Below are 24,257 nucleotides of genomic sequence, written 5' to 3'. Positions count from 1 at the left end.
CGACATGCGCATACTGATCGCCGAAGACCACAGGGAGCTGGCCGAGACCGTGGCCGTCGGGCTGCGGCAGGACGGGATGGCTGTCGACCTCGCCTTCGACGGCCGGGACGCCGTGTACCTGGCGACGCTCCACGACTACGACGTCGTCGTTCTCGACCGGGACCTGCCCGCTCTGCACGGCGACGACGTGTGCCGCACGCTGGTCGAGGACGGCGGCCGTGCCCGCATCCTGATGCTCACCGCCTCGACCACCGTCGAGGACCGTGTCGACGGCCTCGGACTCGGCGCGGACGACTACCTCACCAAGCCCTTCGCCTTCGCCGAGCTGATCGCCCGGATACGCGCGCTGGCCCGGCGCACCCAGCCCGCCCTGCCCCCGGTGCTCACCCACGGCGACCTCACCCTCGACCCGGCCCGGCGCACGGCGCGGCGCGGCGGCGTACGGCTCGACCTGTCCCCGAAGGAGTTCGCGGTACTGGAGCTGCTGCTGGCCGCCCGTGGCGCCGTCGTGTCCGCGGAGGAACTCCTCGAGCGCGCCTGGGACCATGCGGCCGACCCCTTCACCAACACCGTCAAGGTCACGATCAGCCGGCTCCGCCGCAAGCTGGGGGACCCGCAGGTGATCGAGACGGTGCCCCATGCCGGCTACCGCGTCTGACCCGGTGGGCCGCGAGCCCCGCCGCATCCGCTGGACGGTCCGGCTGCGGCTGACCGCGCTCTACGGCGCCCTCTTCCTCGTCTCCGGTGCGGCCCTGCTGCTCATCACCTACCTCCTCGTCGCGAACACCAGTACCCCGCGTCTGTTCGTGTCCACCAGAAGCGGGTCGAACGTCCTGTTCCAGGCGGTCGACCCCGAACTGCTGCGCCAGGTGATGGGCACGCGGGCCGCGGAGCAGCGCGAGGCGATGCTGCGGCAGCTGCTCACCCAGTCGGCGATCGCCCTCGGCCTGATGTCCGCGGTCTCGGTGGGCCTGGGCTGGCTGATGGCCGGGCGGGCGCTGCGTCCGGTGCGGCTGATGGCCGACAGGGCCCGCCGCATCTCCGAGCGCAACCTCCACGAACGCCTCGCCGTCACCGGCCCGGACGACGAGCTGAAGGACCTCGGTGACACCATCGACGACCTGCTGGGCCGCCTGGACACCGCGTTCGCCGCGCAGAAGCGCTTCGCCGCCAACGCCTCCCACGAGCTGCGCACCCCGCTCACCCTGCAACGGGCGATGGTCGAGGTCGCGCTGGCCGATCCCGCGGCGGACGCCCCCTCGCTGCGCCGCGTCTGCCAACGGGTCCTGGCCGCCGGCGAACACCAGGAACGCCTCATCGAGGCGCTGCTGATGCTCGCCCGCAGCGAGCGCGGCCTGGACCGGCGCGAGCCGTTCGACCTCGCACGGGTCGCCGGGACGGTCCTGCGGGACCGCGGCCCGCAGGAGGCGAGCGTGGAGCGGGCTCTCGCGCCGGCGCCGGCCTCGGGCGACCCCCGGCTGATGGAGCGCCTGGCGGCCAACCTGATCGACAACGCCCTGCGGTACAACGTGCCCGGCGGCTGGGTGCGGGTGGTCACCGGAACCGCGCACGGGCAGGCGTTCCTGCGGGTGGTCAACAGCGGACCCGAGATTCCACCGAACCGCATCGGCACCCTGTTCCAGCCCTTCCAGCGCCTGGAGTCCCGGACCGGGAACCCCGACGGGCACGGCCTCGGACTCTCCATCGTCTCCGCCGTCGCCGCGGTGCACGACGCCGAGCTGGCCGTCGCCCCGGGCCCCCGGGGAGGACTGTCCGTCACGGTGGCGCTGCCCCGCGTCGAGAGCTGAGGCGCCCGCACCCGGGCTCGGTGACGCTCAGTAGGCGTGGCGCAGGGTCGGCCACAGGCTCGACCACGGCGCCGTCGTTCCCGAGCACAGGGCGATCACGGCGTGCTGTTCCTCGTTGAGTACGCCGTGCCGGTTGTCGACCCGGGCGACCGGGCGGCAGCCGGTGAAGAACTGTTCGACGCCGGACGCGTCCCGCTGCCGCACGAGGAGCACGGGCCCGTTCGCGGTGTCCGGTGGCCGGCGGCAGTCGGCGTAGCTCATGTGTCCCGAGTAGGGCCGGGGCAGGCCGCGTTCGGGGCCGTAGCGGTCCAACGCGCCTGCCTCGCCGTAGTTCTGCGTGAAGACCACGGCACGCACACGCTCCTCGGCCGGTACGCGCACGCCACAGCCGCAGCCAGCCGGCGATCCACACGTGTCGCCGAAGACGGCTCGGGCCGCGCGGGCCACCAGCGGGGTCATCGGCGGCTGGTCCACGTATCCCCAGGCCGGATGGTCGCCCGCGGCGAGGAAGTACAACTCGTCGCGGTGGTAGCCGTACCGCCCGGACAGCGCGGTGAGCAGGGAGGCGAAGGCGACGGCGACGGACACCACCGGAAGGGCGGCGAAGGACGGCAGCGCGCGAGCCGGTTCCGACGTCGTCACACCCCCTTGGCGCACCGTACTGAAGGGGCCGTCACCGGTCGAGAGGCCCGGTGGACGAAGGCCGGGGCAGATCGGGCCACACCGCGGCGGTGCGCTCCACCGTGGCGGAACGGCCGCGCAGGTCCGGGGCGAAGCGGCGGCCGGCGGGGCGCACACTGGAGGCAGAAGGACGTGCGTCGTGAGCCGGACCGGGGAGGTCGCCGTGAGCACCCTCGAAGAACACATCGACGTCGGAGTCCCCATCGACAGCGCCTGGGAGAGTCTCCACCGGGTGGAGAACTATCCCCGCTTCATGGACGGCGTGCGGGAGGCCCGTGCGGAGGCCGGGGGCCGCGCCCAGCTGGACATCGAGACGGGCGGAGCCGCACGGCAGATGGAAGCCGAGGTCTCCGACCGCGCCGGGGACCGCGTGATGGAATGGCACACCACGGGAGCCCCGCACCTGAGGTGCTCCCTCGCCCTGCACTCCATCGACCAGGCGAACACCCGGGTCCAGGCACGACTCGAGTACGACCCCGACACCGTCCGGGAGGCCTTCGGCGGACCCCGGGGCTTCGCCCAGGCGAACGCGATCGAAAGGCTCGTCCGCGGCGATCTGGAGCACTTCCGGGAGTACGCCGAACACAGCCGGTGAGCGGCAGGAGGACCGGGGAGGGCCCGCGACTCGGCGACGCCGTGCTCAGGGCAGCAGACGCTGCTCCTTGGCGACGGCCACGGCGCCCGCGCGGGTGTCGACACCGAGCTTGTCGTAGACGCGCCCCAGGTGCGTCTTGACGGTGGCCTCGCTCAGGAAGAGGGCCTTGGCGATGTCCCGGTCGGTCAGGCCGCGGGACAGCTGGCCGAGGATGTCGCGTTCACGGTCGGTGAGGCCGCCGTCACCTGGAACGCGCCCACCTCCGAGCTGGTCAAGCGCCTGGACTCGGCACCGACCCTGAAGGACGTCCCGGGCACTCTGTTCCTGGCGGGCGGTGCCCCGGTCGCGTACGGCAACGCCCCGATCGCGGGCATCGGCGTCGCGGGCGCCCCCTCCGGCGACCTGGACGAGAAGTTCGCCCAGGCCGGTGTCGCGGCGAGCAGCAACGGGCGCTGACCCCACCCCGTGGCACCACACCTCTGCGCTCCTCTGCTTTGCTTGCCGTCCGTGCCGCCGCCGTCGCGGCCCTGTTGTCCGCCGCCATCCCGTGGAGGAGTTCCGTCGTGGTCAAGAAGTCGCCTTCCCCGGCCGATCGCGTCCTGCTGGACGCCGCACACCAGGGCGACGCCGACGCCGTCCGGGAGGCGCTGGCAACCGGCGCCGACCGGGAGGCGCGCGACGAGCAGGGCCGCACGCCCCTGGTGCGAGCGGCCCTCTCCGACGAGGTGGCGGCGGCGCGGGTGCTGGTCGACGCGGGCGCGGACGTGAACGCGCAGGACGACCGCCTGGACAGCGCCTGGCTGGTGACCGGGGTCACCGGAAGCGTGGCGATGATGCGCGCGCTGCTGCCCGGTGGGCCCGACCTGAAGCTGACCAACCGGTTCGGCGGTGTGTCGGTGATCCCGGCGAGTGAGCGCGGTCATGTGGCCTACGTACGGGCCGTGCTGGCCGAGACCGACATCGACGTCGATCACGTCAACCGGCTCGGCTGGACGGCGCTGCTGGAGGCGGTGATCCTCGGCGACGGCGGGCGCACGCATCAGGAGGTGGTGGAGGTGCTGCTCGGGGCGGGCGCCGACCCGCTGCTGCCGGACGCCGACGGGACGACGGCCCGCGCCCACGCCGAGCGCCGCGGCTTCCGCGGGATCGCGGCCTTGCTGCGCGAGGCGGAGACGCGGGCGGACACGGAACGGGGCAGGGCCGGGCGGCGATGAGCGGGCACACCGGTCACTGTGCCCGCACCGCGACAACCGCGGTGCGGGCACAGTGACCGCGGTGCCCGCCCAGCCGTGAAGACCCCGTAGTGAGATCCCGGCCGTGGCCGCCGGTCTGTCAGGGAGCGACCGTGCCCGGCCGGCCGGCGTGGAAGGCGCGGTGCAGCTCGCGCAACCGGCCGGTCAGGGAGGGAACCGGGCCCTGCACCGCCAGTCCGGGCACCACGTCCCGGATCGCCAGGCAGCGCACCGGGGAGGGCGGCACACCCAGTTCGGCCAGCCAGTCGGTCAGCTGGGCCGCCGAGTGCGCGTAGACGATCCGGCCGAGGCCGGCCCAGCCGTGGGCGGCCGCGCACATGGGGCAGTGCTCCCCGGAGGTGAACACGGTGGCCTCCGCCCGCTGCCGCTCGGTCAGATGGGCGGTGGCCCAGCGGACCAGCTCGAACTCCGGGTGCCGGGTGCGGTCGTCCAGAGTGTTCACCCGGTTGCGGTCCTCCGCCAGGACCTGCCCGTCGGCACCGACCAGGACCGAGCCGAAGGGCTCGTCCCCGGCCCGCACCGCCTCGGCCGCCAGCTCGACCGCGCGCTCCAGGTGCCGCAGCTCGGCGGCGTTCGGTTCGATGAGGGGCATGGCTGCTCCCTCAGACGGCGGTGGGCGCACCGGGAACACGGCGTTCGCCGCCGTTGTGCTCCTGCCAGAGCCGGTAGACGTCCACCGCGGCGTCACGCGGCTCGTAGCGCATCGGCAGCCGGCGCTCGTCCCAGTTCTTGGCGAACTCCTCGTAGAAGTTGTCCAGTTCGAAGTACTTGCGGTCGTCCACGTAGTGCGGCTCGTAGGCGTCCCGGCTGGTGAGGAAGACCACCTCGTCCGGCGAGCAGTAGTACAGCGACCCCAGGCACATCGGGCACGGGTGGGCCAGTACGTAGATCGTGGCGCCGACGAGGTGCTCGGTGCCCAGCTTGGTGCACGCCTCGCGGATGGCAAGGATCTCGGCGTGCGCCGTAGGGTCGTTGGTCTGGGCGACCTTGTTCGGGCTCTCGGCGAGGATCTCGCCGTCCTTGACGATGACGGTCGCGAACGGGCGGCCGCCCTCGGCGACGTTGCGGCGGGCGATGTCGATGGTGCGCTGTGCGAAGTCCATCACGTGTCCTTTCCGTGGGAGGGGGAAGCCGGGGCGGCCGGGCTGGCCGTACCGCCCCGGAGCCGGTCCGATCGGGGCGGTCAGAAGGGCTTGGTGGGCAGGTACTTGCCGTCCAGGGTGATCACCGCGCGCTCGCCGCCCTCGGGGTCGGCGACCTTCTTCACGTCCAGCCTGAAGTTGATCGCGGAGATGATGCCGTCACCGAACTGCTCGTGCACCAGGGCCTTGAGCGTGGTGCCGTACACCTGGAGCATCTCGTAGAAGCGGTAGATGGTCGGGTCGGTCGGGATGCCACCGGGGATCGACCCCCGGGTCGGGATCGTCTGGAGCAGCGCCACCGCGTCGGCGTCCAGGCCCAGCAGCGCGCCGACGGCCTGCGCGGCCGGCTCGGGCAGGGCGTGCTGGCCGAGCACGGCGGCGGTGGTGAACGCCACCGACAGGCCGGCCGCGTCCGCGATCTGCTGCCAGGTGAGGTCCTTGCGGGTCTTGGCCTCCACGGCGGTGACGGCCAGGGCCTGTCGGGCGGCGGGGTCGAACTGGGCGTGCGGCATGAGAGGTGCCTTTCAGGGGTGGGGGGTGGGGGTGACACCCGGACCACTGCGACGTGGCAGGGCCGGGACGATGGGGGCCGTGGGCCGCGTGGGCCGCGTGGGCCGCGTGGGCTGTGGGCCGCCGGCTGTGGGCTGTCGGCTGTCGGCTGTCGGCCGTGGGGCCGGGGCCCGGCGGTCAGGCCGCGGTTGCCGTCGCCTGCGGGTCGGCGCCGACGTCCTCGACGCCTCCGGTGGCGATGTCGTAGACCCAGCCGTGCAGGGTGAGGGTGCCTTCGGTCAGGCCGCGGGCGACCGAGGGGTGGGTGACCAGGTTCGCCAGCTGGGCGAGCACGTTCTGGCGCACCAGGGCGGCGACGTCCCCGCGGGCGGTGGTACGGGCACGGGAGGCGTCCGCGTGCCGCAGCCACTGGGCGACCGCCGGCACCCCGCGCAGGTCGTGGGCCTCGGCCAGGGCCGTCATGGCGCCGCAGCCGGAGTGCCCGCACACCACGATGTCGGACACTCCGAGGACGGCCACGGCGTACTCGATGGCCGCCGCCACCGCGTCGGGGCCCGGCGCGTGGGACGGGACGAGATTGCCCGCGGTGCGGACGACGAACAGCTCGCCCGGTTCACTGGCCGTGATCAGTTCGGGGACGACGCGCGCGTCGGAGCAGCCGATGAACAGCGTGTGCGGCGTGTGGCTCTCGGCGAGGTGGGCGAACAGGTCCGCCTTGGCGGGGTGGATGTCCCGCTGGAAACGCGTGACGCCCTGGGCGAGGTCGCGCATGAGTCACTCCCTTCGGTGGGTTCCGGCCTGCCCGGCTCGGTGAATCCACCTTGCATGACCTGGACCTATAGAGTCCAAGACGCAGTACCCATGTCTCCCATTGGTCGCATCTATAATCGTTCCCATGGCTCTGGAACTGCGTCATCTGCGCTATCTGCTCGCCGTGGCCGAGCACGGCAGCTTCACCCGCGCCGCCGAAGACCTGCGCATCTCCCAGCCCACGCTCTCCCAGCAGGTCCGGCAACTGGAGCGGACCGTCGGGGTGCCGCTGCTGGACCGCAGCGGCCGCAGCGTGCGACTCACCGACGCCGGTGAGACGTACGCGCGCCACGCCCGTCGTGCCCTGCGGGACCTGGAGGCCGGCCGGCGCGCCGTCCAGGACGTCCAGGACCTGACCCGCGGCCATCTGCGCCTGGCCGCGACGCCGACGTTCACCTCCTATCTGGTGGGCCCCCTGGTCGCCGAACTGCACGCCCGGCACCCCGGCATCACCTTGGACGTCAAGGAGCTGACCCAGGACCGCATTGAGTCGGCCCTGCTCGCCGACGACCTCGACCTCGGCATCGCCTTCGCCGGTTCCCACCTGCCCGGCATCCTGGCGCAGACCCTGTTCACGGAGACCCTGAGCCTCGTCACCGGCCCCCCGGGCCCCGAGGCGGGCCTGTCCCGCCCGCTACCGGTGGAGGAACTGACTGATCGTCAACTCGGCTTGTTGAACGGAGACTTCGCCACGCGCAGCCATATCGACGCCCACTTCGCGGCCCATCGGGTGCAGCCCCGTGTCACGGTGGAGGCCAACTCCGTGCAGGCCCTGGTCGAGATCGTGCGGCGCACCCCGATCGCCACCGTGCTGCCCGACGCCATCACCCACGACCACCCGCACCTGCACCCCGTGCCCCTCGAACCGGCGCTGCCCCCACGCACCGTCACCCTGCTGCGGCGCGGCAGCGCCTACCAGAGCGCCGCCGCCCGTGCCTTCACCCGCCTCACCCAGGACCTCGTCCGGGCCCGCGGCTACACCGACGTCCCGCAGTGACGTCCGGGTGCCCCGTGCGTCGTCCGATGAGGCGGCACCGACCGTCTCATCGGACGACCTGCCGGCATCGCGAGGCAGGCACGCGTCGTCGCCCGTGGGCCCGCGGGACGGTCAGACGGTGAAGTGGTGGGTGCCGGAGCCGACCCGGTAGACCGCGCAGCCGTCCTTCTGGTGCAGGAAGGTCCCGTGAGTGTGGGTGACCGCCTCCGGAGTGGATGCCGGGATCCACACCTCGGCGGCCGTGTTGGGCGGCACCGAGCACATCAGGGTGAAGCGGCCGGTCTGCTGCCGCCATTGTGCGGAGACGGGCCCGTAGACCGAGGTGAACGTGGCGCGGGAGGAGGTGACGCCTCCGCCCGGACGGGGGCGGACGACGATCTCGCGGTAGCCGGGCCGGCCCGCCGAGATACCGGCGATGTTCGCGTACATCCACTCTCCCACCGAGCCGTAGGCATAGTGGTTGAAGGAATTCATGCCCGGGTCCTGGAATCCGCCGTCGGGCCGGATGGAGTCCCAGCGTTCCCACATCGTCGTGGAGCCCTTGTCGATCTGGTAGCCCCAACTGGGGAAGGAGCGCTGCTGCAACAGGCGATGGGCGACGTCGGTGTGCCCCGTGTCGGTCAGGACGGGCAGCAGCCGGGGAGTGCCGAGGAAACCTGTGGAGAGGTGCCAGTCCCTGGCCTGGATCAGGGTGACGAGCCGGTCGGCCGCGGCCTTCCGCAGTCCGTCCGGCATCAGGTCCATCGACAGTGCGAGGACATAAGCCGTCTGTGTATCGCCCTTGACCCTGCCGTCGGAGGTGACATAGGCGTTCTGGAACGCCTCTCGTACTCGTTCGAAGAGGTCGAGGCAGGACGCGGGGTCCTTGCCGAGCTCCGTGGCCATCCGGGCCGCGAGGTCGGCGCTGTGCGCGAAGTACGCGGTGGCGATGACGTCCTTGGGGGTCTCGTCGGCGACGTTCAGCCAGTCGCCGTATCCCTGAGCCGGGCGCAGCAGACGGTCGCTGTTCTTCTCCAGGTACGCCAGCCATGCCTGGACGGACGGCCAGGCGTCCGTCAGGACCTTGCGGTCGCCGTACGCCTGGTAGAGGGACCAGGGGACGGTGACGCCCGCGTCGCCCCAGCCGGCGGTGCCGCTGCCGAGCCCGCCGACCGCCGGCGCCACGTCCGTGAACGCACCCTCCGCGGTCTGGGAGTCCCGGAGGTCGACGAGCCACTTGGACAGGAAGCGGGCCGACTCCATCGTGTAGGCGGCCGTGGGCGCGAAGACGTTGATGTCTCCCGTCCATCCCAGTCGCTCGTCGCGCGCGGGCGTGTCCGTCGGGACGGAGAGGAAGTTGCCGCGCTGCCCCCATGTGATGTTGCGGTGCAGTTGGTTGAGCATCGGCACGTCGGTCTCGAAGTCGAGCGTGGACGGTGCTGACGTATACATGACACGCCCGGTGACGGCCTTCGGCGAGGGAGTGCCGGGGAATCCGGTCACCTCGACGTAGCGGAAGCCGTGGACGGTGAAACGGGGCTCGTAGCTCTCCATCCCGTGGCCCTTGAGGGTGTACGTGTCGGTCGCCGACGCGCTCCGCAGGTTCGCCGTGTAGACGGTGCCGTCGGGGTTGAGCACCTCGGCGTGTCTGAGCCGGACGGTCGTTCCCGCGGTGCCCGACACACGCAGGCGTACCGAGCCGACCATGTTCTGGCCCAGGTCGAACACGAAGACACCCGGCTTGGGCTGGGTCACCTTCTTCGGCGTCAGCTCCTCGGCCACGCGTACCGGACCGGCCTCCTGCGCGACGATCAGGCCGGGGCCGACATCGCCGGCCTCGCGCACGCCGAGCCAGCTCCCGTCGTCGAAGCCGGCTGAGGTCCAGCCGGGGGTCTCCTTACGCGCGTCGTACGTCTCGCCACCCTGGAGGTCGGCGGCGACGATCGCCCCGGAGGCGGCCCGCCAGTCGGCGCCCGAGGTGATGCGCTCGCTCGTCCCGTCCGTGTACTCCACCTCCAACTGCGCCAGCAGCGACGGCTGTTCGCCGTACTGGTGGGGACCGAACATGCCGACGTCGCCCGCGTACCAGCCGGGTGCGAGATACACCCCGATGGCGTTGGCGCCGGGCCGCAGGAGCGTGGTGACGTCGTACGTCTGGTACTGGACGCGGGTGCGGTAGTCGGTCCAGCCGGGAGCGAGCTGGTCGCGGCCCACGCGGCTGCCGTTGAGATGGGCCTCGTAGAGACCGAGCGCCGTGGCGTACAGCCGCGCGCGGGACACCTTTTGGCGCCCGAGCCGGAACTCGTGGCGCACCTGGGTGACGGCGTGCGACACCGGGACGACCCTTCCCCAGGGCCCGCCGCCCCACGGGGCCGCCACCATCGCCGCCGGCCAGCCGGCGTCGTCGAAGCCGAGCCCGCGCCAGTCGGCCGGAGGTTCCTTGTCCGCGGCCTTCCAGGAGGCGTCGGTGACCGTCCTCTGCTCGCCGGAAGCGGTACGGACCGTGAGAACGACGATGAGCCCCGCCGGGCCCGGGGACGCGTTGGTGGCGGAGACGGCGATGACGTTGTCGCCGGCGCGCACCCGGTCCAGTACGTCGATCACGGCCGGGCGGCGCCAGCCGTCGATGTCGGTCTCCGGGTCGGTGCGGGCCACCTCGACTCCGTTCACGGAGACGGCGTACGCGTCGTCCGCGCTGATGACGAGCGTCGCCGCGGTGATCCCCTCGGGCAGCTCCGCGATGCCGCGGAACCAACGGGTGACCGCCGGAACGCTGCTCGCCGGATCGCCCTCCGGGAACCAGATCCAGGAACTGCCCTCGAGGGACGGCACGTCCGTGAGGCTCGCCGGAGCCGAGATCCAGTCGGCCGTCCACTGCCCGGCGTCCATGAGGCCGGTCTCCCACCACGAGGGCTCGCTCCAGCCGGAGGCCCGGCCGTCGGCGTCCCACACGCGCACGGACCAGAAGTAGCGTGTCCGGGGTTCGAGCCCGGGACCTCCGTAGGGCACGAGCACGGACTCGCCGGACGCGACCTTCCCGCTGTCCCAGACGTCCGGACGGGACAGGCCCTTCGCGGTGGTGGCGACGCGGACCTGATAGGCGCTCTGGCGCATATCCGGCTTGTCGGAAGCCAACGGCCAGCTCAACCGGGGGCGTTGCACATCGAGTCCGAGGGGCTGCTGGACGTACTCCACGGTCGGCGCCGTGACGCGCAGGCCGCCGTGCCCTGCGTTCGCCTGCGCCGGGACAGGTCCGGATCCCGGTACGGCCGCCGCTGGTACCGCGTCCAGGGTCGCCGCCGCGACTGTGGCGGCCGCTCCCGCCAGAACACTCCTCCTACTGATCACTACGACTCCTCGCCCAGAGATGGATGAATCGATTCAGTACCGATGAGTGTGGGTAACGTATGGGCGAGCGGGGTGAAGGTCAATCAGTGTGCGGATACTTTCGCAGGTGCCTCATGTTCCCCTGTTCACTCCGAGCGAGGTCGACGCGTGAAGTGGACGCGAGCTGATTGAACGGTTTCAATAAGGACCCCGAAAGTCGGAGGGTTCGGCAAGACCGCGGCAGTGCACGGACCGCCCCCGCCGTCGGCCAGGCCGGTCCGTGACGCGTGGGTCAGGTCCTGTTCGCGGTCCCGGATTCGGCTTCCGTCAGGAGGCGCGTCAGCCGGGGGAGGAACGCGGGGATGTGCGTCGCGTACGGTACGTGGCCGCCGGGCATCGCGGTGAAGGCGGCGCCGATGCCTGCGGCCAGCTCCTCCAGCGCGGCGCGGTAGCGCCCCAGCAGCTCCTGGTGGAGGTCCGTGCCTCCCTCGGACCCCACCGCGACGGTGACGGGCACCCGCCGGTCCGCCGTGAGGCCGGCCGGAGGGTCCCACCGGTCGACGACGCCCAGCTCGCGGGTCACCCAGACCTCGCCGTTGCCGAGCGTCCGCTCCGCCAGATCGTGCTCGCGCTCACGGGTCGTGCCGGTCAGCCAGCCGCTGAAGTCGGCCATCGACGCGCGGTAGCCGCCTCGCTGCCGCGCCGCTTCGGCGCGCTCGCGCAGCAGGGCGAGCAACTCGTCCCGCTCGGGCATGACCCCGATCTTCGGCGGCTCATGAGCGACCGCGCTGCGCACGACCTCCGGGTGGCGCAGGGCCAGGTTCAGGGTGATGGTGGCGCCGCTGCTGGAGCCGAAGACGTGCGCCGGAGCCAGGCGGAGAGCGCGCAACAGGGCCGCCGCGTCGTCGGCCTGTTCGTCGGGAGAGGTGGCGTTCCACGCCGGTGGACGTCCGCTGCGTGAATTGCCGCGACGGTCGTACGTGATCACGGTGAAGTGCTCGGCGAGGAGGCCGGCCACGGCCGCGTACGTACCGCCGTCACCGCCGGCCCCGGGAATCATCAGCAACGGCGTTCCGGTACCGCGCAGTTCGTAGTACAGCTCGATGCCGTTGGCGGACGCCCTGCCGGTCACCGGCTCGTCGCTGTGACTGGTCGTGTCTGTCATCAGGGGGTTTCTCCGTGCTGTGCGTGCGTGGTCGTGGGACGGTCAGATCTCGAGCAGGTCCCGGCCGATGACGATCTCGCCGTCGAACTGGGAGGCCGCGGCGTCGCGCCACATCTCCTCGGTGACCGTGGGGTGGTGGGGGACCAGGTGGGACAGCACCAGGGTGCGCACGCCCGCCTCCTTGGCCAGCCGGCCCGCGTCCTGTGCGGTCGTGTGGCAGCCCACCAGGTGTTCGCGGAGTGTGGCGGCCCGGGCGCCGCGGAGCTGCTCGAACAGCGCCTCCTCGTAGATCGCCTCGTGGACGAGGACGTCGGCGCCCGCCGCGAGTTCGGCGAGCCGGGGCGAGTAGCGGGTGTCGCCGGACACCACGATCGACCGGCCGTCACCGTCGAAGCGGTAGGCGAGGGCGACGTCGAACGGCGGGTGGTCCACCAGCGTCGCCGTCACCCGCAGCCCGTCGGACTCGTGGACCGGACCGGGGCCGCCGAGGTCGTGGCAGCGCAGCAGTGAGGGGAAGGACGCCCGGCCGGTCGTGCGGGTACGGGCCTCCAGCTCGATCCGCACCATCTCCACGAAATGCCCCACGGACGCGGTGATGCCGGTCGGCCCGTGGATGCCGATCGGCTCCGTCATGCCGTCGGTCCAGGCGAGCAGGGGCAGGGCGCCGACGTCGAGCATGTGGTCCGCGTGGTGGTGGGTGATGTAGATGCCCGCCAGCCGGTCCAGGGGGAGCCCGGCGGCGGCCAGCTGGCGGGCGGTGCCGTTGCCGCAGTCGACGACGTGCACCTGATCGCGGTGGACGACGGCCTGGGCGGGGGCCGCGCGGTGGACGGACGGCCGGGGGCCGCCGGCGGTGCCGAGCAGGACGAGTTTCACGAGGGTTCCTTGGTCGTGGTCGGTGCCCCCAGCAGGGGGTCGATGAGTTCGGGGGAGTAGCGCAGGGAGCGGAACATGCGGTTGGCGGCCGGGACGTCGTCGCCGAGCGGGCTGGTGACGAAGTACGGGTTGACGTACTCCCAGACCGTGGCGCCCTCGGGCGTCACCTCGAAGACACGGCCGGACAGCCCTTCGCAGACCAGGGTTGTGCCGCCAGGCAGCCGCTGGGCGCCCGACTGCAACGCGCTGAAGAAGTCGAACGGGACCGGATCGGTGTAGGTCCACAGGATGTCGCCGGTGCGCAGATCGAACTCGACGACTCGGGAGAAGGGCAGCCCCGGGTGCTGTCGCTGGAAGCCGTTGTCGAAGACGAGTACGCGGTTCTCGCCGCTGAGCGACGGGGCGTGCTGACCGGCGAGGACACCGCTGCCGATGCGTCGGCGGACGGCGCCGTCGGCGCGGTCGACCACCAGCAGGGTGGAGATCTGACGTGCGCTCAGCAGGAGGTCGCCGTCGGGGAGTTCCAGCACGCCGTTGGCGTGCGTCCATTCGCTGCGGTCCATGGGGCCGGGGCCGATGACATCGGTGTCGGGGTCCAGGTGTGCGGACGCGGACCACTCCCACACGGTCTCGCCCGCGGTCGTCATCTCGACGAGGGTGTCCGCGTACATCGTCTCCTGGGCCTCGACACCGCCGCGCACTCGATGTCGGAGCGCGGCGGGGACCTCTTCCAGGCCGAGGAGCAGGACGTTGCCATTGCGTAGCAGGATCGCGTCGTGGTGATGGGTGGGGTGCTCGACGGACCACAGCACCGTGCCATCCCAGGCGACCTCGGCGACCACGCCCCCCTTGAAGGGCAGGGTCCCCAGGAAGGGCACCCGGGGATCGACGACGCGCCCCGAGTACAGGAGGGTTCCGCGTTCGGTCAGCCGGGAGCCGAGGCCCGGGGGCCAGGGCAGTTCCCAGCGGTGGACCTCGCGGCCGTGCATGTCGATCAGGTAGGTCGTCCGCCCGCCGAAGCTCGGGGTGATGAGGGTGTAGCCCCGGTAGGCCAGGGCCGGGTCGTGGGCGCGCAGTCCGAGTCCGGTGCGGCGGCGGGTGACCTGGTCGACCGCCGGCGGTGTTCCGGGCGTCGGCGGCAGGCCCGGCGCGGCCGGGTGCACGGCTTGGGCGGGGGTCACGGACGAGCCTCCATCCGGGTCTCGATCTGGAGGACCAGGCGGTCGATCGTCTCGACGAACGCCTTCTGCTCCGCGGGGGCGAGCGTCCCGAACACGTCACGGCGCAGCCGGTCCACGCGGGGAGCGATCCGGTGCACCACCTCGCGACCCGCGTCGGTCAGGATGAGTACCTTGCGGCGGGAGTCGTTGGGGTCGCGCAGGACTTGGACCAGGCCACGCTGCGTCATGCGCTTGACCACGTCGGCCGCGGTGGCCTTGTCCATCGACAGCCGTGCTGCCAGCGTCTTCTGGTCCTGACCCGGGTCGCGGTGCAGCCCCGCCAGGGCGCCGAACTGGACGGCCGTGACCTCGCTGGAGACCTCCGCGGACCACGCGGCACCGTAGACCTGGACGAGTCTGCGGATCCTGGCGAGGAAGCCCCAGGTCGGGTCGGCCTCACCGAGCGCCTCGGGGGTTCCTTCGAGTTCGGGTGTCGTCATGGCAGGTCCTTCTCGTGGCTGTTTCCGGTCGTCGCTCGGGCGACGCTCGCCGACTGTTCCCGAATCTCCCGCATGACGTTCGCGCGTACCTCCGCGAACCGGGGCAGCGCCTTGGTCTCGATCTGGTCACGGGACTCGCCGAGGCCTGTGTCCTCGACCCGGCGGACCAGGGCGGGGGCGCCGCCGAGCACCACGACGCGGTCTCCCAGGTAGACGGCCTCGTCCACGTCGTGGGTGACCAGGACGACGCTGGAGGAGTAGTCCCGCCGCAGCCCGAGGACAAGGTCCTCGAGGTCGGCCCGGGTCTGGGCGTCCACGCTCGCGAACGGCTCATCCATGATCATCACCTCCGGGCGGTAGGCGAGCGCACGGGCGATGGCCACTCGCTGCTGCATGCCGCCCGACAGTTCGTGGGGCAGTTTGTCGGCGTGCGCGCCGAGCCCCACCGCGCCGAGCACTTCGGCCGCGATCGCCTGTTGCTCCTTCTTCGCCACGCCCTTGCCCTTCAGGGGCAGCACCACGTTGGAGCGCACGGACATCCACGGCAGCAGCGAGCGGCTGTAGTCCTGGAAGACCATCGCCATGCCCGGCGGCGGCTCGGTGACGGGTGCGCCGGCGAAGCGCACCTCCCCGGCCGTGGGCCGCATCAGCCCCGACAGGCACTGCAGCAGTGTGGTCTTGCCGGTCCCCGAGTGGCCGACGATGCAGACGAACTCCCTCGGGGCGACGCGGAAATCGATCCCGCCCAGCACGGTCCTGGCCTTGGCACCGTGACCGTAGGCCTTCTTCAGCCCGACGGCCTCCAGTACCGGAGTCCCGTCGCCGCGGGGGCGCGGTGGGCGCCCGGAGTCGGTGGTGGTCGCAACGGACATGGCAGGCTCTTCCCCTTCGTGGGCGTGTTCGTCGAGGTGTTCCGGGGCGTGTCTCATGCGTCGATCCGCGTGGAGGGATGCCACCGCAGCAGGCGTCGCTGCGCCACGGTGTAGAGCGAGTTGAGCGAGTATCCGAGGAGTCCGAAGACGAGGGTTCCCAGCCACACACCGGCGATGTCGAAGTGCCGTTGGGAGTCGATGATGAAGTGGCCCAGGCCCTCGGTGGCGCCGAACATCTCGCTGATGACGACCACGACGATCGAGACCGAGAGCGCCGTCTTCATACCGGCGAGGATGTGCGGTCCCGCGGCCGGCAGGGTCAGCCGCAGGAACCGGGTCGGCGGAGGGAGCCGGTAGGCGCGTGCAACGTCCCGCAACCGGGGATCGGTCGACAGCACGCCGTCCATCGTGCCCAGGAGGATGGGCCAGACCGCGCTGAGGAACACCACGAGCACCCGGGTGCTCGCCGAGAACCCGATGACGATCAGCAGACACGGGACCAGAGCGGCGTTCGGCACGGCACGGAGGAAGTCCAGCGTCGGCGTGACCAGGTCCCGCACGGTCCGCGACGATCCCATGGCCAGGCCGAGGCCGACGCCGATCACGGCGGACAGGGCGAAGCCGAGCAGGATGTTGCGCACGCTCGGCAGCAGGTCCTGATGCCACCCGTCGGGCCACCACAGGACGGCGCGGTCCCAGATCTCCTGGGGAGTGGAGACGTAGATGTTGTGGGCGGCGTCGGCGGTCACGACCCAGGCGAGCGCCAGCAGGGCGGGTAGCGCCAGGCTTCGGGCCAGACGCCGCGGAACGGCGGCGCTCACGAGTTCCTCCGGTTGCTTGTCGCGGCGTGGTGCCAGCCCATCACCTTGTTCTCGACGCAGCGGAGGGCGACGTTGACGGCGACACCGAGCACGCCGGTCCAGACGCTGAGCGCGAAGATGGACAGACCGTCGCCACCCGCGTTGGCCACGGCCATCTGCTGTCCCAGCCCCGGGGCGCTGACGATGAGTTCGCTGCCGACCACCACCAGCAGGGTGACGACCGTGGTGAGCTGGAGGCCGGTGACGATGAACGGACTGGCGGCGGGGACGACCACCCGGAGCAGGGTCCGGGTCCGGCCGAGGCGGAAGCTGCGGGCCATGTCGAGCGAGACCGGCTCGACGGAGCGCGCGCCCTCGATGGTGGCGATGAGCAGCGGCCAGCCGGCGATGAAGGCGGTCAGGAGGACCACCATCGACGGTCGGGCGCCGAGGAAGAGGACGAACAGGGGGATCAGGGCAAGGCCGGGGACCGAGCGGAGGAAGTTGACCGTCGACCGGGTGTAGGCCTCGACGACGGGAACACGCCCGATCAGCATGCCCAGCGGGACGGCGATCACCACGCACAGCAGCAGGGCGACGCCGGCCTGGGCGAGCGTGCGTCCGGTCTGCGTCCAGGTCTGCGCGTGCGAGAGTTCGACCGCGAGCCGCCTAAGGGTGGCCGACGCAGGCGGCAGGGAGGCCTCGGGCACCAGACCGCCCCTCGACGTCAGTTCCCACACGGCCAGTGCTCCGGCGGCGCCGAGTCCGCCGAGCACGGTACGGCGTATCGGTGCCATGTCAGGATCCGGGGGTGTAGGAGTAGAAGTCGTCGGGGCCGACCCTCTTCTGCAGCCCCGCGTAGTCGGTCAGCACGTCCTCGAGGGAACCGAGGGCCTGCCTGTCGATCCTGGTGCTGAACGCCTGCATGACCGTCTTGGCTGCTACGGCGTCGCTGACGTTCTGGTAGAGCTTCCAGGTCATCGCCCGCACTTCGGCGGGGTGCTCGTTGGCGTAGGTCACGGCCTTGTCCAGGGCCGCCCGGAACTTCTTCAGCGTCTCGGGGTTGTTCTTGATGAAGTCGTTCTTGGCGAAGTACACGTCGAGGGGCGCACCGGCGGGAAGCGGGTCGGTGTAGTTGAAGAGAACCCGGACCTTCGGGTTGGCGCGGGCGACCGCGGCGTTCGGCTCGTTGAAGTTGGCCGATGCCACGCGCCCCGACAGGAGGGCTCCGAGCTGCTGCGCTCCGGGCATCTCGACGAGCTTGAGGGCGTTGGGGTCCCCGCCGTCCTTCTTGACCGCGGCGCGCAGCCCGACGGCCCCGAGGTCGTTGAGCGAGGTCACGGCCAGCGTCTTGCCCTGCAGGTCGCGCGGGCGCTTGAGGGAGGGGTCGACGACGTCCACGTCCGCTCCGGACTGTCCGGGGCCGCGGCCGTGGTCGATGGCCGCGGTCTGTGCCACGACCTTCACGGGAGCCTTCTTCGACAGGGCGCTGAGCAGCGGCGGCGCGGCGCCGAAGCCGATGTCGTACTGCCCGTTGAGGACGCCGGCCAGTGTGGCGTCGAAGGCGGTGGAGGTCTGCGGTTCCACGGTCAGGCCCTGCTCCTTGAAAAAACCTTTCTGCTGGGCGATCAGGAGCGGCACCTGCGGGCCGATGGGGATGGTGCCGACCTTGATGGTCCGGACGTTCTTCGCCTCGGGCGTGCCGCCCGGGCCGCAGGCGGCGAGGGCGGCCAGGGCAAGCGAGGTGACGCCGGCTGCGATGACTCGATGCTGTCTCTTCATGCTGGACCTCTCGGAGGGGTCGGCGTGGAGTGATGCATGGCGCTGGGGGGGGGCTCCGGTCGGCCCGGCGTGGGCCCGGACCGGACGGAGCGGGTGCTCGTGCGGTCGACCGGGCTCGTGGGGCTCTGGCGCGGCCTTGCGTGGGCGGTCCGGAAGGGGTCTCCTCCGGCAGGAGCCGTCTGTGCCGCGTGGCGGGGCGTCCCGGAGTCGGTTGGAACGTATACGAACTATCTCGGTGGTGCCCCCGAGAGTCAATACTTCTACGGTGTCCAACTCAGGCTGTTGGGTCGGATGGGATGTGTACTGCCTGAATGACGGCGTGACGCCGTGGGAGCAGGGCGTGGGTCCCGGACGGCTCGGCAAATGGGGTGAGGCGAGGCGCGGTCGGACGCTACAGTCGAACCCCCCACCACAGGGGTGAAGGACCACGACAGCGAAAGGAGGGACAAGCCCATGATCCGCATGATCACCGCGCTCGAGCCCTCCCGGGGTGCGGACCGTATCTGACCGCCCCCGGAGCGGACGGGCGCCTTCACCGGAGCGTGCCTTGACCGTGCATCAGAACGACCTGACCATGCGTCCGATCACCGGACGCGAAGAACTCGACCTCTTCTGCCGACTGCCCTACACCCTCAACGAGGGACTGGCGGACGACCTCGCCGTCGGCCGCCGACGCCCGGAATGGATGTGGGTCGCCGTGTGCGGTGACCGCCTGCTGGCCAGGGTGGCCTGGTGGAGCCGGCCGGGCGATGACGCGCCCTTCATCCTGGACGTCCTCGACCTCGACGACGGCATCCCGCGCCCCGAACGTGTCGACATCGGGGTGCGGCTTCTGCGTGCCGCGACCGCGGCCACCCTCCCGAACGGGTCGCGTCCCCCCGAGTACAGCCGCTTCATCCCGCCGGACTGGCGTGAGACCACGGTGACCAGGCAGGTCGTCGAGGAGCGCATGACGGTACTGGAGCGCACCGGTGCGCGGCTCTTCGTCGAACGGCTGCGCCTGGAATGGCGTCCCGCATCGCCCGTTCCCGAGCCCGCCGGACGCCTCGCGTTCCGCCCCGTCCACGACACCGGGGAACTCCTCGCCCTGATGACCTCGGTACTGGACGGGACACTGGACGCACACGGGCGGGACGACCTGACCCGGATGTCCGCCCACGAAGCGGCCGTCAAGCACTACGAGGAGGAACTCGCCCGCTACACCAGCCCGCGCGACTGGTGGCGCGTCGCGACCCTGCCCCACGGAGAGCCGGTGGGATTCGTCCTCCCCGCCCACAACGGCTACAACCCCGTCATCGCCTACATCGCGGTGCTCCCCGGGCACCGCGGCAACGGCTACATCGACGACATCCTCACCGAGGGCACTCGCGTGCTCGCCGAGCAGGACGTCCCCCGTATCCGAGCGTCCACGGACCTCGGCAACACCCCCATGGCGCACGCGTTCCAGCGCGCCGGCTACGTCAATTTCGAACGCGAGATCAACATGACCTGGAGCTGACCGGGGCGGGGGCACCTACGCGGGTGCCCCCGCCCGACCCGTCCCGCTCGCTCAGCCGATGGTGACGACACGCGCCCAACGCGGCGGGGCGTCCGGGACGTAGGCGGGACTCTCCTCGTCCACGGCCCGGGCGGGCCGGGGGAAGAGCCCGACAACGGTGCGGCAGGGTGGCTGCGCGGAGGGCCACGGCGTCTGGCCATCCGTCAGGGCGACGATCACGTCCGGGCGGGGCCGGGAGCGCAGCGCCCGGGCGAAACCGGAGCGCAGATCCGTCCCCCCGCCGCCGACCAGTTCCAGGTTCTCGGCACGGCAGAGGGGGACGGCGATCCCTGCCGCCGCGTCGCAGGAGATCACCGAGACCAGGTCGCGCCGTCCGCCCACCGCCCGCGAGATCGCCGCCACCTCCAGCAGCGCGCTGCCCAACTCGGCGTCGCTCACCGACCGGGAGGTGTCGATCACGACGCAGACCCGGGGCGGCGTACGGCGCAGGCTCGGCAGCAGCACCCCGGGGACACCGGCCGAGCGCCGGGACGGACGCCGGTAGCTGTGGTCCTCGCCCACCCCTGGCGCACCCGCCGCCGAGCGGACCGCCGCCCCCAGCAACTGCCGCCATGGCTGCGGCGGATGGAATGCGTCCTGCGCCCACCGGCGCCACCCGTCCGGCGCGTTCCCCGGCCGGCCCCTGATCCCCTCCGCGACCCGGAAGCGGACGGCGTCCCGCTGCTGCCTGCTCAGCCCATGTGCCCCGTCGGGGCCCAGCTCCCACGGCCGATCCTGCCCGTCGGCGCCACCGCCGCAGTCCAACCAGGCGAGGTCCGCGGTGAGTCCGGACATCGACGCCGTCCGCAGGTACTCCTCCATGAGCAGCCCGTCGGGCAACCTCAGCAGCGACGGCAGCACCGCCCCGGCCGGCAGGGGCAGCCCGTCACCGTAGATGTCGTCGTTGATCTCGAAGTCGGCGGCGATGTTCCGCCGCAGCCTGCCCCAGTCCTCGGCCGGGGACACCCCCGTCTCGTTCCGCTCGCCGGGCCTGTGCTCCTCGTGCTCCCGCGCGTACCGCTCGCCCCGCCCGTGGTGGTCCCGCAGCAGATGGGAGACCTCGTGCACCCAGACGCCCGCCAGTTCCTCCACCGGGGTGCGCGCCACGAAGCCGGGGGAGACGTAGCAGCGCCAGTGCGCGTCAACCGCCATCGTCGGCACCGACCGGTCCTCCACCACGTGCAACGCGAAGAGCGCGTCGGCCAGGTAGGGACGGACCTTCACCGCGTGCAGCCGGGCGGCGAGCAACTTGTCCATGTCCAGCGGGAGTCCGGACCGGCCGGTCCGTCCGCCGGTGCCGGCCGGCGGCCCCGGCACGGTGGTCCGTACCGGTCGCGGCGGCGCGGGCCGGGTCACCGGGCGCGGCAGTGGGCGCGGTCCCGGGCGGTTCGCGGCCCCCGTCATCGGCCCGCCCCCGGCGCACGCCCGGCGTCGGCCGACGCCGCGACCCGTTCCACCGACCGGTCCGCCCGGCGGGCGAGACCGACCACCCCGGTCAGCCGCTCCACCGCCTCCGGTACCTCCCAGTCGTCGCGCCGCAGCGCGGCGAGCGTCGTCGCCGGGGCGACCAGCAGGTCCGGGGCGCCGGTCTCCAGCGCCCGCACCAGGACCGCCCAGCCCGCCTCCCACCGCTCCCGCTCCGGCCGTGCCCCGACGGCGGCCACCACCGCCTCCAGCGCCGCCTGGCGCAGATCGCCCCGCACCGGCAGCTCGGCGGAGGGCGGATCGGCCAGCAGCGACTCCGGGTCCGGCAGCTCCATCCGGTCGAGGTGGGCGAGGAGTTCGAGCCCCGGTCCGTCGCCCACCGCGCCCCGCACCAGCAGTGCCAGCACTTCCCGGGAGACGCAGGCCGCCGTGCCGAAGGCGAGCAGGGTCAAGGCGGTCTCCCAGCTCCGGGGCGAGGGCCAGGCACCACCGCGCCGTGTCTCGGTGCTCGGCAGGCGGTGGATCAGCGTCGGCCGGGCTTCCAGGAAGCCGCAGACCGCACGCCGGGCGAAGGTCACCGCCTCCGGCAACCGCTCCGGTACCAGCCGGGGCAGCTCCGCCCGGGGCCAGACCCCGCCCAGCCCGCGCACCACCACCTCCCGGTCGTGCACCCAGTGCAGATGCACGAACCGGTTGGCCAGCGGCGGACTCAGCTCCCATCCGTCCGCGGCCGACGCGCGCGGATTCGCGGCGGCCACGATCCGTACGCCAGGCGGGAGTTGCAGCGTACCGACCCTCCGCTCCAGGACGACCCGGAGCAGTGCGGCCTGGACGGCCGGGGTGGCGGTGGAGAGTTCGTCGAGGAAGAGCAACCCCCGTCCGGCCCGTACGAGTTCGACGGCCCACCGCGGCGGCGCCATCGGCACCCCTCGCACTGCCGGATCGTCGCCCACGATGGGCAGCCCGGAGAAGTCGGACGGCTCGTGGACGCTGGCGATCACGGTAGTCAGCGGCAGGTCGAGAGAGGCGGCGAGTTGTGTCAGGGCCGCGGTCTTGCCGATGCCCGGCTCGCCCCAGAGCAGTACGGGCAGGTCGGCCGCGACGGCCAGGGTGAGCGCTTCGAGCTGCTCGTCGGGACGCGGCTCGGTGGTGGTCGACCGTAGCAGGGCCAAAAGGCCGTCGGCGACGGTGAGTTGGGCGACGGTTCCGCAAGCGCCGGAGTCGGCGGGGGCGGGCGCGGTTGTGGGCGGGATCGTGCTGGACGGCATGGGCATCACCTGGGGCGGAATGAGGGAACGGGACGGCCCGAACCCGGAGATGTCTTGGTGTCGTGGGGCGTGCGCGAGCAACGCGCAGTGCGGGAGGGGACTTCGCCGGTACATGTGGGCCGGTGCGGCCGGTGCGGCCGGTGCGGCCGGTGCGGCCGGTCAGCGGGTCAGGCCGGTGCGGGGCCGGGCCCGGCTGCTCCGCTTGCGGCGCATGGCGGGAGGTGAGCGACGGTCGAGCCGAGGACGATGGCCTGCCTCCGCGTGTGCCGCGGCCGAGCCGTTCTCCTCCCCCCATGCACCGGCACCGGGGTGCGGGGTGAGGAGCCCCGAGCGGAAGAGCCCGTGGTCGACGCGGCGGGCCGCGGCCGACTCCAGTTCCGCCCGGAGCGGCCCGTCACGCAGGACCGCGGCGGGACCGAGCAGTCCCTCGACCACGGCCAGTGCTCCGGCGACGTCACCGTGGCCGAGCCGTTCCCGGACCGCCGGCAGTGCCTCCGGGCTGCGGTGCACCGCGTCGATCGCCCGCAGGCACGGCAGCGCCGGCCCGCCGAGCGCCACCAGCAGCTCCTCACGGCGCAGTTGGTCCGGGTCGTGATCGACCGCCGTCAGCACCCCGTCCCGCAGCGCGATCCGGTGGACCTCGCCGCGGCATTCCACCCGGTGCGGATCACCGGGCTCGTGGACGGGGCCGGCCACGGGTGCCGAACCGGACGGCGCGAGTGCCGCGGCGACCAGCGGGTGCAGTCCTTCGGCCGAGACCAGCCCGGCGCGCAGCAACTCGAGATCAGGAAGGACCCGGGCCGCGGCCTCCGGCAGCATCGGAAGCGCCGCGACCTCCTGCGGCGGCAGCGCCTCCCGCAGTGGTCGGAACGTCGGGGCATGGCTGTCGTCGGGGGCGACGAGTTCGAGCACGGCCCGGTTCCGCGCACCGAGCCGCACGGTGAAGGCCCCGCGAGGGCGCCCTTCGGCCCGCAGCAGCAACTCCGCCTCGGCAGCCCAACCAGCCGCCGCCCAACGGGAATCGTGGGGGGTGGGCAGGTCGGGCGGCGCCGTGGAGGATGTGCCGTCCGCACCGCACCGCCGGGCCAGTTCCCCGCTCCGCCCTGAGTCCCAGAGATGCCGGTGCAGGTCGAGCCGGAAACGCCGGTCGGGATGCGGGTGCGGGTGCGCGAGGTGCTGTCCGGAGCCTTCGTTTTTGGGCCCTTCCCACAGGGCCAGGGACATCCACTGTCCGGCGTCTGCCCGGGCCGGTGGTGTCCGCACCACCAGTCGCAGCGGCACGGGGCCCGAACTCCGGTAACGGGCCAGGGAGACGGTGACACCGGGCCGCAGGCGCCCGCCGGGGGCGATCCGGGGCATGTGCCAGCGGAGCAGGTCAGGCGCCAGCCGACGCAGATCCGCGCGGAGACGGGTGACGAGATCGGTGCCGTGGCGGTCGCGCACGGCGCGCAGATCGAGATCGACGTCGACTCGGGCGGCGGCGCAGGCCCCCGCCCAGTCACCGACCGTACGTCGAGCGGTCGCGGTCTCGATCATGGACGGTGGCACGGCGTACTCACGCACGCGCTGCCACATCAACAGGCGGGTCGGAATGTCGTTCGCGAGGTGATGTGCCATCAGCACTCACCTTGCGCGGACGATTCCCCCCATCCGTACGAGGAGAGGTTCATCACCCGAGCATCATAGGCCACGGTTCCTCCAGGTGTGGCCAGGGTTTTTCGTTGGGATCAGCCCGCGAGCCCGGCATGATCCGAACGAGAGGCCCTAGTG

General features: G+C 72.1%; 23 protein-coding genes and 2 pseudogenes. 7 read left to right on the top strand and 18 right to left on the bottom strand.

The window, feature by feature from the left end; all coding sequences use genetic code 11:
• The first annotated feature begins 4 nt into the window (after positions 1 to 4).
• Positions 5 to 658: a response regulator transcription factor gene (locus ACTYVM_RS32445; RefSeq protein ID WP_445529399.1), complete on the top strand. Its 654-nt coding sequence runs from the start codon at positions 5 to 7 to the stop codon at positions 656 to 658.
• Complete coding sequence (locus ACTYVM_RS32440) at positions 639 to 1,808, top strand: sensor histidine kinase (protein WP_445529398.1); 1,170 nt, start codon at positions 639 to 641, stop codon at positions 1,806 to 1,808. The genes ACTYVM_RS32445 and ACTYVM_RS32440 overlap by 20 nt, the downstream gene beginning before the upstream one ends.
• 27 nt (positions 1,809 to 1,835) lie before the next feature.
• Here ACTYVM_RS32440 and ACTYVM_RS32435 read toward each other — a convergent pair whose 3' ends face one another.
• Positions 1,836 to 2,450 (bottom strand): hypothetical protein, encoded by a 615-nt coding sequence (locus ACTYVM_RS32435; protein ID WP_445529397.1) that lies wholly within the window; start codon positions 2,448 to 2,450, stop codon positions 1,836 to 1,838.
• A 178-nt stretch (positions 2,451 to 2,628) separates the two neighbouring features.
• Here ACTYVM_RS32435 and ACTYVM_RS32430 point away from each other — a divergent pair, with 178 nt between their 5' ends.
• Entirely contained in the window at positions 2,629 to 3,084 is a 456-nt protein-coding gene (locus tag ACTYVM_RS32430; RefSeq protein WP_445529396.1) for an SRPBCC family protein, read from the top strand.
• Positions 3,085 to 3,129: 45 nt separating this feature from the next.
• Here ACTYVM_RS32430 and ACTYVM_RS32425 read toward each other — a convergent pair.
• Positions 3,130 to 3,321, bottom strand: a pseudogene (locus ACTYVM_RS32425) (response regulator transcription factor); the annotation flags it as partial.
• Here ACTYVM_RS32425 and ACTYVM_RS32420 point away from each other — a divergent pair.
• Together ACTYVM_RS32420 and ACTYVM_RS32415 are read left to right on the top strand one after the other, a co-directional pair.
• Positions 3,322 to 3,540, top strand: a pseudogene (locus ACTYVM_RS32420) (heme-binding protein); the annotation flags it as partial.
• A gap of 107 nt (positions 3,541 to 3,647) precedes the next feature.
• Entirely contained in the window at positions 3,648 to 4,298 is a 651-nt protein-coding gene (locus ACTYVM_RS32415) for an ankyrin repeat domain-containing protein (protein WP_445529395.1), read from the top strand.
• A gap of 118 nt (positions 4,299 to 4,416) precedes the next feature.
• On the opposite strand, the gene ACTYVM_RS32410 is transcribed toward ACTYVM_RS32415, so the two are convergent.
• From ACTYVM_RS32410 to ACTYVM_RS32395, 4 genes are all read right to left on the bottom strand, one after another.
• Positions 4,417 to 4,929 carry a nucleoside deaminase gene (locus tag ACTYVM_RS32410; RefSeq protein WP_445529394.1) on the bottom strand — a complete coding sequence of 171 codons (513 nt, stop codon included), beginning with the start codon at positions 4,927 to 4,929 and terminating at the stop codon, positions 4,417 to 4,419.
• A gap of 10 nt (positions 4,930 to 4,939) precedes the next feature.
• Positions 4,940 to 5,440 (bottom strand): nucleoside deaminase, encoded by a 501-nt coding sequence (locus tag ACTYVM_RS32405; RefSeq protein ID WP_445529393.1) that lies wholly within the window; start codon positions 5,438 to 5,440, stop codon positions 4,940 to 4,942.
• An 80-nt stretch (positions 5,441 to 5,520) separates the two neighbouring features.
• Positions 5,521 to 5,991, bottom strand: coding sequence for a cyanase (gene cynS, locus ACTYVM_RS32400; RefSeq protein ID WP_445529392.1), 471 nt, complete (start codon positions 5,989 to 5,991; stop codon positions 5,521 to 5,523).
• 175 nt (positions 5,992 to 6,166) lie between these two features.
• Complete coding sequence (locus ACTYVM_RS32395; RefSeq protein WP_445529391.1) at positions 6,167 to 6,760, bottom strand: carbonic anhydrase; 594 nt, start codon at positions 6,758 to 6,760, stop codon at positions 6,167 to 6,169.
• A gap of 124 nt (positions 6,761 to 6,884) precedes the next feature.
• Here ACTYVM_RS32395 and cynR point away from each other — a divergent pair, with 124 nt between their 5' ends.
• Positions 6,885 to 7,796, top strand: coding sequence for a transcriptional regulator CynR (gene cynR, locus ACTYVM_RS32390; protein ID WP_445529390.1), 912 nt, complete (start codon positions 6,885 to 6,887; stop codon positions 7,794 to 7,796).
• Positions 7,797 to 7,907: 111 nt separating this feature from the next.
• Here cynR and ACTYVM_RS32385 read toward each other — a convergent pair whose 3' ends face one another.
• The 9 genes from ACTYVM_RS32385 to ACTYVM_RS32345 form a co-directional block, all read right to left on the bottom strand.
• Complete coding sequence (locus ACTYVM_RS32385; RefSeq protein ID WP_445529389.1) at positions 7,908 to 11,123, bottom strand: alpha-L-rhamnosidase; 3,216 nt, start codon at positions 11,121 to 11,123, stop codon at positions 7,908 to 7,910.
• A 271-nt stretch (positions 11,124 to 11,394) separates the two neighbouring features.
• Entirely contained in the window at positions 11,395 to 12,267 is an 873-nt protein-coding gene (locus ACTYVM_RS32380) for an alpha/beta fold hydrolase (protein ID WP_445529388.1), read from the bottom strand.
• 42 nt (positions 12,268 to 12,309) lie between these two features.
• On the bottom strand, positions 12,310 to 13,143 hold the full coding sequence (locus tag ACTYVM_RS32375) for an MBL fold metallo-hydrolase (RefSeq protein WP_445529387.1): 834 nt from the start codon (positions 13,141 to 13,143) through the stop codon (positions 12,310 to 12,312).
• On the bottom strand, positions 13,140 to 14,324 hold the full coding sequence (locus tag ACTYVM_RS32370; RefSeq protein WP_445529386.1) for an aryl-sulfate sulfotransferase: 1,185 nt from the start codon (positions 14,322 to 14,324) through the stop codon (positions 13,140 to 13,142). The genes ACTYVM_RS32375 and ACTYVM_RS32370 overlap by 4 nt, the downstream gene beginning before the upstream one ends.
• A complete protein-coding gene (locus ACTYVM_RS32365) occupies positions 14,321 to 14,803 on the bottom strand; it encodes a MarR family winged helix-turn-helix transcriptional regulator (RefSeq protein ID WP_445529385.1) in 483 nt (160 codons plus the stop codon). The genes ACTYVM_RS32370 and ACTYVM_RS32365 overlap by 4 nt, the downstream gene beginning before the upstream one ends.
• The gene (locus ACTYVM_RS32360; protein ID WP_400036010.1) at positions 14,800 to 15,675 is read right to left on the bottom strand and encodes an ABC transporter ATP-binding protein; all 876 of its coding nucleotides are present in this window, start codon (positions 15,673 to 15,675) and stop codon (positions 14,800 to 14,802) included. The genes ACTYVM_RS32365 and ACTYVM_RS32360 overlap by 4 nt, the downstream gene beginning before the upstream one ends.
• A 53-nt stretch (positions 15,676 to 15,728) precedes the next feature.
• Entirely contained in the window at positions 15,729 to 16,496 is a 768-nt protein-coding gene (locus tag ACTYVM_RS32355; RefSeq protein ID WP_445529384.1) for an ABC transporter permease, read from the bottom strand.
• Positions 16,493 to 17,272 carry an ABC transporter permease gene (locus ACTYVM_RS32350; protein WP_445529383.1) on the bottom strand — a complete coding sequence of 260 codons (780 nt, stop codon included), beginning with the start codon at positions 17,270 to 17,272 and terminating at the stop codon, positions 16,493 to 16,495. Before ACTYVM_RS32350 ends, ACTYVM_RS32355 begins: the two co-directional genes overlap by 4 nt.
• 1 nt (position 17,273) lies before the next feature.
• The gene (locus ACTYVM_RS32345) at positions 17,274 to 18,257 is read right to left on the bottom strand and encodes an ABC transporter substrate-binding protein (RefSeq protein ID WP_445529382.1); all 984 of its coding nucleotides are present in this window, start codon (positions 18,255 to 18,257) and stop codon (positions 17,274 to 17,276) included.
• A gap of 574 nt (positions 18,258 to 18,831) precedes the next feature.
• Between ACTYVM_RS32345 and ACTYVM_RS32340 the strand changes: the two genes are divergently transcribed.
• Positions 18,832 to 19,755, top strand: coding sequence for a GNAT family N-acetyltransferase (locus tag ACTYVM_RS32340; RefSeq protein ID WP_445529462.1), 924 nt, complete (start codon positions 18,832 to 18,834; stop codon positions 19,753 to 19,755).
• A 51-nt stretch (positions 19,756 to 19,806) separates the two neighbouring features.
• On the opposite strand, the gene ACTYVM_RS32335 is transcribed toward ACTYVM_RS32340, so the two are convergent.
• The 3 genes from ACTYVM_RS32335 to ACTYVM_RS32325 form a co-directional block, all read right to left on the bottom strand.
• Complete coding sequence (locus tag ACTYVM_RS32335) at positions 19,807 to 21,051, bottom strand: vWA domain-containing protein (RefSeq protein WP_445529381.1); 1,245 nt, start codon at positions 21,049 to 21,051, stop codon at positions 19,807 to 19,809.
• 143 nt (positions 21,052 to 21,194) lie between these two features.
• Positions 21,195 to 22,493, bottom strand: coding sequence for an AAA family ATPase (locus tag ACTYVM_RS32330; protein WP_445529380.1), 1,299 nt, complete (start codon positions 22,491 to 22,493; stop codon positions 21,195 to 21,197).
• A gap of 153 nt (positions 22,494 to 22,646) precedes the next feature.
• Positions 22,647 to 24,104 (bottom strand): hypothetical protein, encoded by a 1,458-nt coding sequence (locus tag ACTYVM_RS32325; protein WP_445529120.1) that lies wholly within the window; start codon positions 24,102 to 24,104, stop codon positions 22,647 to 22,649.
• Between the last annotated feature and the right edge of the window lie 153 nt (positions 24,105 to 24,257).

This window comes from Streptomyces cyslabdanicus (assembly GCF_052663305.1).
This window is presented reverse-complemented; position numbering and strand designations above follow the sequence as displayed.